We start from the raw sequence: 13,162 nt of genomic DNA, 5'->3' as shown, positions 1-13,162 counted from the left end.
CATTATGCCTTGCGCTTGCGCAAACAAACCGGAAAAAAACCCATGCCCGGCGCGGATCACTGCGGATCGGGGTAGGTCCGGGCGCCGAACACGGCCGTGCCGATGCGCACCTCGGTCGAGCCTTCCTCGATCGCCAGCTCGAAATCCCCGCTCATCCCCATCGACAGCCGGTCCAGGCCGACGCCGGGGATAGGGTCCTGGCGCAAGCGGTCGCGCAGCTCGCGCAGGGCACGGAAACAGGCCCGCACCTCGGCCGGGTCCGGCGAGTTCACGGCCAGCGTCATCAGCCCTTGCACGCGCAGGGTGGGGAAGTCGGCCGCGATCCGCCGCAGAAAGGCCGGCACGTCGGCCGGCGCCATGCCGTACTTGCTGGGCTCGGAGGACGTCTTGACCTGCACCAGCACGTCCAGGACCCGGCCCTCGTTCTGCAGGCGCCGGTGCAGGGCCTCGGCCAGTTCCACGCGGTCCAGCGACTGCACCTCGGCCGCGTCGCGCGCGGCGTCGCGCGCCTTGTTGGTCTGCAGATGGCCGATCAGCACCCATTGCAGGCCCTCGCCGGCCAGCGCGGCGGCTTTTTGCCGGATCTCCTGCGTCTTGTTTTCGCCGAAGCGCCTCAGCCCCAGCGCCATGGCCTCGCGGATGGCTTCCACGCCGAAAGTCTTGCTGACGGGCAGCAGCGTCACGCTTTCCGGCGGGCGGCCGGCGCGCGCGCAGGCCTCGGCGATGCGTTGCTGGATACGGGCCAGGCGCCCGGCCATGGTGTCTACGGCGGTCATGCAGCTCTCTTGCGGAAACGGAAACGCCTCATAGTGTAGGACCGCGCGCAAGGCTTGCGCCACGGGGCCGGCCGCGCCGTTGACCCTGCGTAATCGGCAGGCTTAGAATTTGCAGATATTTGTTTATATTTCAATCTTTTATGCCCTCCGGCGCCGCTTGCGGCACGGCCCCTCAGCCCTTTCCCCGTCCCTCCGCCATGTCCAGCGCAGCGCCCGAATACGCTTTTGCCCAGCCATTTTGCAACCCGCCGGCCTCGCCGATCCGTTCGCTGATGCCATACGCCATGCGGCCCGGCACCATTTCACTGGCGGGCGGCTATCCGGCCCAGGAACTGTTCGACATCGAGGGTCTTACCATCGCCTCGACCCAGGTCATGGCGCGCCTGGGCGCCTGCCTGCAGTATTCCAACATCGACGGGCAGGCCAGCCTGCGCCATGAACTGGCGCGCCTGTCGGCCGAACGCGGCCTGGTCTGCGACGCCGACACCGAGCTGGCCGTGACCGGCGGCTCGCAGCAGGCGCTGGCGCTGCTGAGCCGCGTCATGCTGCAACCGGGCGACCACGCCATCATCGAATCGCCCGCCTTCCCCAATTCCGTCCAGGCGCTGCGCTACACCGGCGCCACCGTGCACACCGTGCCGTCCGGGCCCGAAGGCATCGACGTGGACGCGCTGGACGCGCTGGCCGCGCAGGTCAAGCCCAAGATCGTCTGCGTCGTCGCGTCGTTCTCCAATCCCTGCGGCGCCACGCTGACGCGCCAGCGCCGCCTGCGGCTGCTGGAGCTGGCGGTCAAGCACCGCTTCCTGATCGTCGAGGACGATCCCTACAGCGAACTGCGTTTCGCCGGCGAGGCGGTGCCGCCCATCGCGGCCCTGGCCGAAGGCGAGGCGCGCCACTGGGCGGTGTACCTGGCCAGCATGTCCAAGACCATGGCGCCGGCGCTGCGCATCGGCTGGCTGGTCGCGCCGGCCGAGGTCCGCCGCCGCTGCGTCGGCGCCAAGGCCGCCGACGACATGGCTTCCTCGGCCTGGATACAGGAAGTCGTGGCCCAGTACCTGGCCAACGGCCGCTATGCCGAGCACGTGCCGCGCATCCGCGCCGCCTACGGCCAGCGCTGCGACGCCATGGCCGAATCCCTGGCCCGAGAACTGGACGGCCGGATCACGTTCAGCAAGCCCGAGGGCGGCATGTTCTTCTGGGCGCGTTTGACCGGCGAGGTCGACGCCACCCGGCTGCTGCCCTACGCCATCGAACACGAAGTGGTGTACGTGCCGGGCAAGGCGTTCTATGCCGATCCCGCCCAGGCCGACCTGCACGCCATGCGCATGTCGTTCGCCACCATGAACGAAACCCAGATCGCGCAGGGCATGCAGCGGCTGGGCCGCGCGCTTCAGGCCTGCGAGGCCAACGAGCCGGTTTCGATCTCGCTGGCGGCCTGAGGCATACCGAAATAAGCGCCGGTTGTTTGGCGCGCGGGCTTCATGCCTATAAGCTTGTTGATTGCCGGCGGGCGCCGGCCGATGGGTTACGCGCGCTTGATATTCGTGTTCCTGGTCAAGGACGCTCGCGCTGCACCCATCCTACGATGACCGGACCGTAGGATGGGTGCAGCGCGAGCGTGCCCGGGCAAGAACCCCGTCATCGAACGCGCGTAACCCATCTGCCAACGCCAGCCGGCATCGGCGTGCGACAAGGTCAGAACAACAGGAAACAACTCATGAAGATAGCAAAAGGTTTGATGGGCGCGGCGCTCCTGATGGCGGCGGCGCAAGGCGCGCAGGCGGCCACGCTGGACGTGGTGCGCCAGCGCGGCGCGGTGGCTTGCGGCACGACGACCGGCTTCGCCGGGTTTTCCGCGCCCGACGCGCAGGGCAAGTGGCAGGGGCTGGACGTGGACCTGTGCCGCGCCATCGCCGCGGCCGTATTCGGCGACGCCAACAAGATCAAGGTCGTGCCGCTGAACTCGCAGCAGCGCTTCACCGCGCTGCAATCCGGCGAGGTCGACGTGCTGACCCGCAACACCACCGTGACGCAGCAGCGCGACACCGCGCTGGGCATCATCCACGCCGGCATCAACTTCTACGACGGCCAGGGTTTTCTGGTGCCCAAGTCGCTGGGCGTGAAAAGCGCCAAGGAAATCAACGGCGCCACGGTCTGTCTGCAGACCGGCACCTCGAACGAGAACACGCTGGCCGACTGGGCGCGCGCCAATAACGTGAGCTACAAGCCGGTCGTGATCGAAACCTTCAACGAGGTGGTCAACGCCTTCGCGGCGGGCCGCTGCGACGTCTTCAGCACCGACGCCTCGGGCCTGGCCTCGATCCGCATCTCCAAGCTGCAGAATCCCGACGACTACGTCGTGCTGCCCGAGATCATCTCGAAAGAGCCGCTGGGCCCGTTCGTGCGCCAGGGCGACGATGCCTGGCTGAACGTGGTGCGCTGGTCGCTGTCGGCCATGATCGAGGCCGAGGAATACGGCGTGACGTCCGCGAACGTGGACGAGCAGGCCAAGAGCGCCAACCCCAACATCAAGCGCATCCTCGGCGTGACCCCCGGCAGCGGCGCGAACCTGGGCCTGGACGAGAAGTGGGCATACAACATCATCAAGCAGGTGGGCAACTACGGCGAGAGCTTCGAGCGCAACGTCGGCCAGGGCAGCCCCCTGAAGATCCAGCGCGGCCTGAACGCGCAATGGACGCAGGGCGGGCTGATGTACGCCCTGCCGATACGCTGACGCGGCGCCTTCAGGCGCCGGGATGGCGGTAGAGTTCGGCGATCTTCATGAAGGCGGCGCGCAGTTCGCGCGTGCCGCCCTGGAAGATCATCGGCCGCCCGCGATGCGTGAACACCACCAGGCGCTTGGAGAACACCATGGGCACGAAGCGCGCGTAGCGCACGTCTTCCCAGGCCACTTCGCGGCGCGTGAACCAGGTCTGGCGCAGGCCGCGTTCGTCTATGGTGGTGATCGAGGTCTGCATGTGCCAGGACACGAACAGCAGCCCCAGGAAGCACAGCGCCACCACCACCATCAACAGCGTGTCGTAGGGCTGCGAAGGCGCGCGGATGGCGGTGGTCACCACCTGCACGCCCAGCACGGCCAGGATCACCCAGGTCAGGATGCGCACCCAGTCCGGCCATGCCTGCCCCGACAGCGGCAGCGGGCCGATCGCGCGCAGCAGCGCCGCGCGGTCTTCGGGAGCGGGTGCGCCAGTCGAAGCGCTCATGCCGCCCGTTTCGCGGCAATGGCGTTGCCGGCCCGGCTGGAGCCCTTGCGGTTCAGGTGGGCCGACATCCATTGCCCGATATCGACCACGGCGTCGAAGTCCACGCCGGTGTCGATGTCCAGGCCGCGCAGCATGTACAGCACGTCCTCGGTGGCCACGTTGCCGGTGGCGCCCTTGGCGTAGGGGCAGCCTCCCAGGCCGGCCACCGACGTGTGGAAGATGGAAATGCCGGTCTCCAGCGCCGCCAGGATGTTGGCCAGCGCCTGGCCGTAGGTGTCGTGGAAATGGCCGGAGACGCGCGCCGGATCGGCCACCCGCGTCACGGCGGCCATCACCTCGCGCACGCGCTTGGGCGTGCCCACGCCGATGGTGTCGGCCACGTCGATCTCGTCGACCTGCATGGCCAGGTAGCGCTGCACCACGTCCACCACGGCCTCGACCGGGACCTCGCCCTGGTACGGGCAGCCCAGCGCGCAGCTGATGCTGCCGCGCACGCGGATGCCGGCTTCGCGCGCGGCCTGCACCACGGGTTCGAAACGGGCGATGGATTCGGCGATGGAACAGTTGATGTTCTTTTGCGAAAAGGCCTCGCTGGCCGCGCCGAAGATCACGATTTCATCCGCGCCGGCGGCGCGCGCGCCCTCGAAACCCTTCATGTTGGGCGTGAGCACCGAATAGATGGTGCCGGGGCGGCGCTGGATGCGGGCCATCACGTCGGCGCCGTCGGCCATCTGCGGCACCCACTTGGGCGACACGAAGGACGCGGCTTCCACATTCGGAAAGCCGGCGGCGCTGAGCCGGTCGACCAGTTCCACCTTGATGTCGGTCGGCACGAATTCCTTTTCGTTCTGCAGGCCGTCGCGGGGCGACACCTCGACGATCTTTACGCGGGAGGGCAAAGCCATGTGTGTTCCTGTTCCGGGGTGCAATGGGCGCCGTGTGGCGGCGCGACCGTTCAATATTAGCGCCTACTTCAGGCGCTGGTATCGGCCGTCGTCCAGCCTGGCGATCCGTCCCTGGAGTTCCAGTTCCAGCAGTTGCGCCTGCAGCTCGCCGGTGGACAGCGCGCAGCGGGCCTGTATGGCGTCCAGGTGCAGCGGATCGAAGCCCAGCGCGTCCAGCACGGGATGGTCCGGCAGCGCGGCGGGCGCGGCCTGCGTGCCGCGCGCCGCGGGCATGGGGCCGCCGCCGAGTTCGTCGGTGATGTCGCTGGCGGTCTCCACCAGCTTGGCGCCCTGGCGGATCAGCGCATGGCAGCCGCGCGACAGCGGCGAATGGATCGAACCGGGGATGGCGAACACCTCGCGCCCGCTTTCGCCGGCCAGCCGCGCGGTGATCAGCGAGCCGCTCTGCCTGGCCGCCTCGACCACCAGCACGCCGCGCGCCAGCCCCGCCACGATGCGGTTGCGCTTGGGAAAGTGCTGCGGCTGCGCGCCGGTGCCCAGCGGCAGCTCGGACACCAGCGCGCCGTGCGCCGCGATGCGGTGCGCCAGCTCGCGGTGGCGCGCGGGATAAATGCGGTCGATGCCGGTGCCCATCACGGCCACCGTGCCGGCGCCGTCCGGGCCGGCCTCCAGCGCGCCCTCATGGGCCGCGCCGTCGATGCCCAGCGCCAGCCCGCTGACCACGCGCCAGCCGTGGGCGGCCAGGTGGCGCGCGAAGGCGCGCGCATTGTCGCAGCCGCCCGGCGTGGCGTTGCGCGCGCCCACCACGGCCAGCGAAGGCCCTTGCAGAAACGCCGGGTCGCCGGCCACGTACAGCAGGATGGGCGGGTCGGCGATGGTGAGCAGGCTTTGCGGATAGGTCGGGTCCGCCAGCGTCACCAGGTAGCGGCCGGGGGCGGCGGCCCATTCCAGCGCCTGCTCGACCTGCGCGGCCATCCCGGCCGGCATCGGCGCGGCCAGCTGGCGCGCCAGCGCCTCGGGCAGATGACGCGCCAGCGCCGTGGCGCGCTGCGCGTAGATCTGCTCGGGCAGGCCCAGCGCGCTGAGCAGCGTGCAGGCGGTGGCGGAACCGACGCCCGGCTCCAGGGACAACCGCAGCCAGGCGGCGAGTTCGGAAGAAGATTGCGTGAGCGGCATGTCGCGGGCGCGTGCAGGATGATTCGGTGCGTGAGTGTCGCATGCGGTGCCGCATGGGCGCGCGCGCCGGCCGCGCCGGGTGGACGGAATTGCGCGCCGGCGGGGCGCCGGCAACCGGGGACGCGGCAATCCCGCCAATCCTGAAATTAGGCGAAAACTATTAGAAATCAAGACTCTAATGAATTAAACTCTTACTCAGCATCATTACCAGGCTCCCCCTTTTCAATGGCTTTACTTCCTATTCTTCGCTACCCGGACCCGCGCCTGCACAAAAAGGCCAAGCCGGTCGCCGAGGTCGATGACCGCATCCGCCAGCTCGTGCGCGACATGGCCGAAACCATGTACGACGCGCCGGGGGTGGGCCTGGCCGCAACCCAGGTCGACGTGCACGAGCGCGTCGTGGTGATCGACGTCTCCGAGGAAAGCAACCAGCTGCTGGTCCTGATCAACCCCGAGATCACCTGGCGCAGCGACGACTACAAGGTCTACGAAGAGGGCTGCCTGTCGGTGCCCGGCATCTACGATGAAGTCGAGCGCGCCTCGCGCATCCGCTGCAAGGCCCTGGACATCGACGGCAAGCCCTTCGAGTTCGAAGCCGACGGCCTGCTGGCCGTCTGCGTGCAGCACGAACTCGACCACCTGGAAGGCAAGGTGTTCGTCGAATACCTGTCCAACCTCAAGCAGAACCGCATTAAAACGAAGCTGAAAAAGGCCGAGCGCGAAGCGCTGAGAGCCTAACGGATAGGCCCACCCCCTACCCGCTGCGCGGGCCCCCTCAAGGGGGCGGCGCTGGCGGACCGGCGAAGCCGGCTCCGCGGCGCCCCGGATCGGGCAGGGCATCTGCATGCGCGGAAGCGCTATTCTTTGAGCCCCTGTTTCATTCTTTTCCAATTCCCATGCGCCTAGTCTTTGCCGGCACGCCGGAATTCGCCCGCATCGCCTTCGACGCCTTGCGGGCCGCCGGCCACGAAATTCCCCTGGTCATGACCCAGCCCGACCGTCCGGCCGGACGCGGGCTGAAGCTCACGCCCAGCCCCGTCAAGCAGGCGGCGCTGGACGCCGGCATCGAGGTGGCGCAGCCGCGCAGCCTGCGCCTGGACGGCCGCTATCCCGACGAGGCCGCGCAGGCGCGCGCGCTGTTGCAGGAAGCGGCGCCCGACGTGATGGTGGTGGCGGCCTATGGCCTGATCCTGCCGCAGTGGGTGCTGGACCTGCCGCGCCTGGGCTGCCTGAACATCCACGCCAGCCTGCTGCCGCGCTGGCGCGGGGCCGCGCCCATCCAGCGCGCCATCGAGGCCGGCGACGCGCAGACCGGCGTGACCATCATGCAGATGGACCAGGGCCTGGACACCGGCGACATGCTGCTCGAGCGCGTGGTGCCGATCACCGCCGACACCAATGCGGCGCAGCTGCACGACGCGCTGGCCCAGGCCGGCGGCGAGGCCATCGTCGACGCGCTCGCGGCGCTGGCGCGGGGCGCACTGACCCCGCGCAGGCAGCCCGATGAAGGCGTCACCTACGCGGCCAAGCTCGACAAGGCCGAGGCCGCGCTGGACTGCGCCCAGCCGGCAGAACTGCTGGCGCGCCGGGTGCGCGCCTTCAACCCGGTGCCGGGCGCCAGCATCCGCCTGCCCGGCCTGGCCGATCCGGTGAAAGTGTGGCGCGCCCAGGCGCTGGACGAGACGTGCCCGGCCGAACCCGGCAGCGTGCTGCGCGCGGACGCCGCCGGCGTCGACATCGCCACCGGCCGCGGCGTGCTGCGTCTGCTCGAATTGCAGAAGGCGGGCGGCAAGCGCCAGCCCGTGGACGTGTTCGTGCGCGGCTGGCAGCTCGCCTGAATCCGCGGCCGGCCGTCAGGGCTGGCCGGCCAGCAGATCCAGATAGGCGCCGGACACCAGATGCTCGGGCGCCACGCCCAGCGCCTGCATCAGGCTGCGGGCCTCCTGCATGCCGGCCTCCACCGTTTCGCCGTCGCGCAGCACCACTTCCAATTCCAGGAATTCGCCCAGGTCTTCGACCCGGTCCAGGTGGATGCGGGTGCGTCCGGTGATGTACAGCAGGCGCTGCTTGCGCACGCGGCCGATCGCGCCGTAGGCCAGCGCCAGCGTTTCGCGCAGCGCGTCGGGCGCGGCGGTCGGCGTGATGATGTAGAAGCTTTCCTTGGGCCCGGTTTCGTCGTTGCGGCGGTAGAAAATCAGTTCGCCCGAGCCGTCGGCAAAGGCGCGCAGCTTCAGCCGGCCCCGGGCGCAGGCAAAGAAGGTGTCGTCCTGCGCGATATGCGTGGGCTCCTGGCCCGACAGCGCCGCCGCCAGCGGTTCGATGGCCGCGAGGCTGGGCACCCGGGCCTTGATCTCGACATTGCGCGCCATGCGGAGCCTGCCGGGTTTCAGTACAGGGTGCTGGCCGCCCGCGCGGGCAGCTCGCGGTCGTAGGCCACGCCGTCGATGGTGCCGGACGACAGGTCGGCCAGGATGCGGCCGGTGCTGGGCAGCGCGCTGCGCGGCACCTGCGTCTGCGGGTCCCACAGCTTCGAGCGCAGCAGTGCGCGCGAGCACTGGAAGAACACGGTCTGCACGTCGATGACCAGCACCGAGCGCGGCAGCTTGCCGTCCATCTCGAAGCGGGCGAGCAGGGCCGGCTCGACGCTGATGCGCGCGGTGCCGTTGACCCTCAGCGTCTCGCCCACGCCCGGCACCAGGAACAGCAGGGCGATGCGCGGATCGGCCAGCACGTTGCGCAGCGTGTCGATGCGGTTGTTGCCGCGGCGGTCCGGCAGCAACAGCGTCTTTTCGTCCTCCACCACCACGAAGCCGGCCGGGTCGCCGCGCGGCGAGGCGTCCAGCCCGCCGGGGCCGGCCGTCGCCACCATGGCGAAGGGCGCGGCTTCGATGAAGGCGCGGTAGTGCGGATGCACGTGATCCACTTCCTTCTTGATCGAGGCCTCGCCGGGCTCGCCGTACAGGTCCTTCAGGGCGGCGGCGTCGGAAATCAGGTGGGCGGGATCGAGATGCATGGCGATGGGCTCCGGTTCAGGCCAGGGTGGCGGGCAGGTCGGCGACAGTCAGGAACAGCTCGTCGGGGCTGCGCTCGCGCAGCGCCTCGACGTGGTTATAACCCCAGGCGACGGAGCCGACGCGCACGCCCGCCTTGCGGGCGGCGTCGATGTCGCGCATTTCGTCGCCCACCAGCAGGAAGCGTTCCGGCGCGGTGCCGTGCTGCCTGAGCAGGCGGTCGATCTTGGCGGACTTGCCGAACAGGTCGGTGCCGCATTCGAAATCGTCGAACAGCGCGGCGGTCTGCTCGCCCAGCACGCGCCGCACGTTCTCGATGGAATTCGAGCTGACCACGGCCAGGCGCAGCCCGGCCGCCTTCAGCCGCGCCAGCGCGTCCGGGATGCCGTCGAACAGCTGCACGCTGGGGTCGATCTCCTGCATCAGCGTGCGCACGTGGGCCATGATGGCCGGCAGCTTCCACAGCGGAATGCCGAGGTACTTCAGGATCTCGGCGGCCTCGCGGTGGCGCAGCTGGTCGCGCTCGGCGGCGTCGATCTTGCGAAAGCCGTATTTGTCGGCCACCGTGTTGAGGATGGAATTGAACCAGGGCATGGTGTCGGCCAGGGTTCCGTCGAAGTCGAAAGCGGCGAGGTCGTATTTCAAGTGCAGGGTCCAGTGCGCGTCCGGCGCCGGCGTCAAACGCCGTCGGGGTGGAGGAGGTAGTGCACGACCGGCGCCAGGGCTTCCAGCGGCGGGGCGCCGGCCACGACGCGGGCCGCGTCGGTCCACGGATAGTCCAGCGCCAGCAGCCAGCCGAAGACCGCGTCGGCGTCGGTGGCGGGCAGCGTCACCATGGTCTCGATGGTGATGACCAGGCTGGAGGCGCGGTAGGGCTGCGGCTGGAATTCCCAGTCATAGCGGCCACAGCCCACGCGCACGTTGCCGCTGGCCTTTTCGGTCATGCCGACGATCCAGTCGCAGCGGTAGCCCGGCAGCTGCGCGCCGGCCTCGGGCCGCGACAGATAGAAGGTGTAGACGTTGTCGTAGGTCTGGCCGAACTTGCGCACCAGCGTGTCGGCGATGGCCGCCAGGCCATGCGATTCCGGCGGGAAGGCGATGGCCTGCGTGCGCAGCGCCATCTTCAGCACCGCGTCCGGTGCGAACGCGCGCGCCATGTAGTGCGGGCGGTTCTCGTCCTTGGCGTGGAAATAGTCGCGCAAGACGGATTCGGTGCTGGCGGGGGGCAATGTAGCGGGGGACATCGCAAGAGCTTCCATGAATGGGGGCGTCAGGCCTTGACCGGGTCGAACCACTTCGAGACGTTGGGCGGCTCGTAGATGGCGTAACGGTCCAGCAGCAGGGCGGGGTCGGATTCCACCACCAGCATGTCGCGATGCTGGGGGCGGATGAATTCCTCGTCGACGGCGTGGTCCACGAACCGGACCAGCGCGTCGTAATAGCCCGCCGTGTTCAGCAGGCCGCAGGGCTTCTGGTGCATGTTCAGCTGCGCCCAGGTCCAGACCTCGAAGAATTCTTCCAGCGTGCCGGCGCCGCCGGGCAGCGCGATGAATCCATCGGCCTTCTCCATCATCATGGCCTTGCGCTCGTGCATGCTCTGCACCAGGTGCAGCTCGGTCAGGCCCCGGTGCGCCTGTTCCTTTTTCTGCAGCAGTTCCGGGATCACGCCGATCACGCGGCCGCCGCCGGCCAGCACTTCATTGGCCACCACGCCCATGATGCCGACCACCGATCCGCCGTACACCAGCCCCAGATCGCGCTTGACCAGCTCCCTGGCCAGCACGCGGGCCTGCTCGATGTAGTCCGGCCGCGATCCGGGGTTGGAGCCGCAATACACGCAAATGTTCTTCAGAGTCATAGGGTTCGGGCGACGCTGTCCCGTTACAGATTGCGTCACGGGTTTTCGGGAAGCCCATAGTTTACGCAAGGTTCCCGAAGCATCCCCGGCCGCCGCCGTATTCGGGACCAGAGGCAATGTTTCGACACAGCATGTTCCGCCACGATCGGTAGACTGGGAGCTACGGATCGACTGGAAGCCCCAGGTCGCAGCGCTTTCACTTAACCCAAGAGGAGCCACGATATGGAACAAGCAACCCGTACCCGCCCGTTCGACATGGACGTCAAGGCCATACGCGCCAAGGCCCGCCAGGACATCGAATCCGGCGCCGTCACCGACACCTACCGCGCCGACCGGCAGACCGTGCTCAAGCTGCTCAACGAGGCGCTGGCCACCGAAATCGTCTGTGTGCTGCGCTACAAGCGCCACTACTTCATGGCGCGCGGCCTGAACGCCGAACCTGTGGCCGCCGAATTCGCCGAACACGCCACGCAGGAACAGGAACACGCCGACCGGCTGTGCGAACGCATCGTGCAGCTGGGCGGCGAGCCCAACCTGTCGCCCAAGGGCCTGCTCGACCGCAGCCATTCCGAGTACGTCGAAGGCACTACGCTGGTGGACATGATCAAGGAGAACCTGATCGCCGAACGCATCGCCATCGACAGCTATCGCCAGATGATCGAGTACATCGGCGAGCAGGACTCCACCACGCGCCGCCTTCTTGAAGAGATCCTGGCCGTGGAAGAGGAGCATGCCGACGACATGTCGGACTTCCTGGCCAAGCGTTGAACGGCGGCGCGCGCCGTCAGAGGGCGTCGGCCCAGAGGTCGTATTCGTCCGAATCGGTGACGCGCGCGCGCACCATGTCGCCCGCCTTCAGCGGGCGCTCGGCGCTCACGTAGACGCAGCCGTCGATCTCCGGCGCGTCGCCGGCGCTGCGGCCCACGGCGCCGTCCTCGTCCACTTCGTCGATCAGCACGTCGATCTCGCGGCCCACCTTGCGTTTCAGGCGGGCGGCCGAGATGGACTGCTGCAGCTCCATGAAGCGCTCCCAGCGCTCCTGCTTGACCTCGTCGGGCACCGGGTCGGCCAGCTGGTTGGCGGGCGCGCCTTCCACCGGTGAATACTGGAAGCAGCCTACGCGGTCCAGCTGCGCTTCCTGCATCCAGTCCAGCAGGTACTGGAAGTCCTCTTCGGTTTCCCCGGGGAAACCGACGATGAAGGTCGAACGGATCGTCAGGTCCGGGCAGATCTCGCGCCAGCGCTTGATCCGCGCCAGCGTCTTGTCTTCGAAGGCCGGACGCTTCATGGCCTTGAGGATGCGCGGGCTGGCGTGCTGGAACGGGATGTCCAGGTACGGCAGGATCTTGCCTTCGGCCATCAGCGGAATCACCTCGTCCACGTGCGGATACGGATAGACGTAGTGCAGGCGCGTCCACACGCCCATCTCCGACAAGGCCGTACAGAGTTCGGTCATGCGCGTCTTCACCGGGCGGCCGTTCCAGAAGCCGCTGCGGTACTTCACGTCCACGCCGTAGGCGCTGGTGTCCTGCGAAATCACCAGCAGTTCCTTCACGCCGGCCTTGACCAGGCGTTCGGCCTCGTTGAGCACGTCGCCCACCGGCCGGCTGACCAGGTCGCCGCGCATCGACGGGATGATGCAGAAACTGCAGCGGTGGTTGCAGCCTTCCGAAATCTTCAGATAGGCGTAGTGGCGCGGCGTGAGCTTCACGCCCTGCGGCGGCACCAGGTCCAGGTAGGGGTTGTGGTCCTTCCTGGGCGGCGCGGCCTCGTGCACGGCGCGCACGACCTCTTCGTACTGTTGCGGCCCGGTCACCGCCAGCACGCTGGGGTGCACGTCGCGGATCACCGATTCCTCCACGCCCATGCAGCCGGTCACGATGACCTTGCCGTTCTCGGCCAGCGCCTCGCCGATCGCTTCCAGCGACTCCGCCTTGGCGCTGTCGATGAACCCGCAGGTATTGACCACCACCACGTCGGCGTCATCGTAGTCGGGCGTGACCTGGTAGCCTTCGGTGCGCAGCTGGGTCAGGATGCGTTCGGAATCGACCAGCGCTTTCGGGCAGCCGAGCGACACGAACCCTACGCGCGGCACGCGGCCGTCTGCGGCGGCCGCGGCGATCGCGTCGCCCAGTTGCTTGCCGCTTTCGTTCGCGGGCGCCTTGACGTCAGCGTTGACGGAGCCTTTGCCGGCCCGGGATTTTTCCTGAAT

The 13,162-nt window shown here is 68.3% G+C and carries 15 protein-coding genes; 5 read left to right on the top strand and 10 right to left on the bottom strand.

Annotated features, from left to right (window positions below):
- Positions 1 to 56: 56 nt before the first annotated feature.
- Positions 57 to 776 carry a YggS family pyridoxal phosphate-dependent enzyme gene (locus A6B37_RS21340; protein WP_111826853.1) on the bottom strand — a complete coding sequence of 240 codons (720 nt, stop codon included), beginning with the start codon at positions 774 to 776 and terminating at the stop codon, positions 57 to 59.
- A gap of 197 nt (positions 777 to 973) precedes the next feature.
- Here A6B37_RS21340 and A6B37_RS21335 point away from each other — a divergent pair, with 197 nt between their 5' ends.
- Positions 974 to 2,215, top strand: a complete 1,242-nt coding sequence (locus A6B37_RS21335) for a PLP-dependent aminotransferase family protein (protein ID WP_102775249.1) — start codon at positions 974 to 976, stop codon at positions 2,213 to 2,215.
- Between the two features lie 278 nt (positions 2,216 to 2,493).
- Positions 2,494 to 3,510 (top strand): amino acid ABC transporter substrate-binding protein, encoded by a 1,017-nt coding sequence (locus A6B37_RS21330; protein ID WP_111826852.1) that lies wholly within the window; start codon positions 2,494 to 2,496, stop codon positions 3,508 to 3,510.
- Positions 3,511 to 3,520: 10 nt separating this feature from the next.
- Here the strand turns inward: A6B37_RS21330 and A6B37_RS21325 are convergent, their stop codons facing one another.
- From A6B37_RS21325 to dprA, 3 genes are all read right to left on the bottom strand, one after another.
- Positions 3,521 to 4,000, bottom strand: coding sequence for a hypothetical protein (locus A6B37_RS21325; RefSeq protein WP_111826851.1), 480 nt, complete (start codon positions 3,998 to 4,000; stop codon positions 3,521 to 3,523).
- Entirely contained in the window at positions 3,997 to 4,905 is a 909-nt protein-coding gene (locus A6B37_RS21320) for a hydroxymethylglutaryl-CoA lyase (RefSeq protein WP_102775252.1), read from the bottom strand. The genes A6B37_RS21325 and A6B37_RS21320 overlap by 4 nt, the downstream gene beginning before the upstream one ends.
- Before the next feature lie 63 nt (positions 4,906 to 4,968).
- On the bottom strand, positions 4,969 to 6,081 hold the full coding sequence (dprA, locus tag A6B37_RS21315; RefSeq protein WP_102775253.1) for a DNA-processing protein DprA: 1,113 nt from the start codon (positions 6,079 to 6,081) through the stop codon (positions 4,969 to 4,971).
- Positions 6,082 to 6,306: 225 nt separating this feature from the next.
- Between dprA and def the strand changes: the two genes are divergently transcribed.
- Both def and fmt read left to right on the top strand, forming a co-directional pair.
- On the top strand, positions 6,307 to 6,819 hold the full coding sequence (gene def, locus A6B37_RS21310) for a peptide deformylase (RefSeq protein ID WP_102775254.1): 513 nt from the start codon (positions 6,307 to 6,309) through the stop codon (positions 6,817 to 6,819).
- Positions 6,820 to 6,977: 158 nt separating this feature from the next.
- Positions 6,978 to 7,919, top strand: a complete 942-nt coding sequence (fmt, locus tag A6B37_RS21305; protein ID WP_111826850.1) for a methionyl-tRNA formyltransferase — start codon at positions 6,978 to 6,980, stop codon at positions 7,917 to 7,919.
- 15 nt (positions 7,920 to 7,934) lie between these two features.
- On the opposite strand, the gene A6B37_RS21300 is transcribed toward fmt, so the two are convergent.
- The 5 genes from A6B37_RS21300 to A6B37_RS21280 are packed head-to-tail and all read right to left on the bottom strand — an operon-like array spanning position 7,935 to position 10,950.
- Entirely contained in the window at positions 7,935 to 8,450 is a 516-nt protein-coding gene (locus A6B37_RS21300; RefSeq protein ID WP_111826849.1) for a class IV adenylate cyclase, read from the bottom strand.
- Positions 8,451 to 8,467: 17 nt separating this feature from the next.
- The gene (locus A6B37_RS21295; protein ID WP_102775257.1) at positions 8,468 to 9,094 is read right to left on the bottom strand and encodes a pyridoxamine 5'-phosphate oxidase family protein; all 627 of its coding nucleotides are present in this window, start codon (positions 9,092 to 9,094) and stop codon (positions 8,468 to 8,470) included.
- 16 nt (positions 9,095 to 9,110) lie between these two features.
- Entirely contained in the window at positions 9,111 to 9,737 is a 627-nt protein-coding gene (locus A6B37_RS21290) for an HAD hydrolase-like protein (RefSeq protein WP_102775258.1), read from the bottom strand.
- Positions 9,738 to 9,769: 32 nt separating this feature from the next.
- Positions 9,770 to 10,336: a hypothetical protein gene (locus tag A6B37_RS21285; protein ID WP_111826848.1), complete on the bottom strand. Its 567-nt coding sequence runs from the start codon at positions 10,334 to 10,336 to the stop codon at positions 9,770 to 9,772.
- A 26-nt stretch (positions 10,337 to 10,362) separates the two neighbouring features.
- Positions 10,363 to 10,950 (bottom strand): TIGR00730 family Rossman fold protein, encoded by a 588-nt coding sequence (locus A6B37_RS21280; RefSeq protein ID WP_102775260.1) that lies wholly within the window; start codon positions 10,948 to 10,950, stop codon positions 10,363 to 10,365.
- Positions 10,951 to 11,172: 222 nt separating this feature from the next.
- Here A6B37_RS21280 and A6B37_RS21275 point away from each other — a divergent pair, with 222 nt between their 5' ends.
- A complete protein-coding gene (locus tag A6B37_RS21275; RefSeq protein WP_102775261.1) occupies positions 11,173 to 11,718 on the top strand; it encodes a ferritin-like domain-containing protein in 546 nt (181 codons plus the stop codon).
- A gap of 16 nt (positions 11,719 to 11,734) precedes the next feature.
- Here the strand turns inward: A6B37_RS21275 and rimO are convergent, their stop codons facing one another.
- The gene (gene rimO, locus A6B37_RS21270) at positions 11,735 to 13,045 is read right to left on the bottom strand and encodes a 30S ribosomal protein S12 methylthiotransferase RimO (protein ID WP_111826977.1); all 1,311 of its coding nucleotides are present in this window, start codon (positions 13,043 to 13,045) and stop codon (positions 11,735 to 11,737) included.
- Positions 13,046 to 13,162: the final 117 nt, after the last annotated feature.

It is taken from the genome of Achromobacter sp. HZ01 (genome assembly GCF_003267925.1).
In the GTDB taxonomy this organism is placed as follows: domain Bacteria; phylum Pseudomonadota; class Gammaproteobacteria; order Burkholderiales; family Burkholderiaceae_B; genus Achromobacter; species Achromobacter pulmonis_A.
This window is presented reverse-complemented; position numbering and strand designations above follow the sequence as displayed.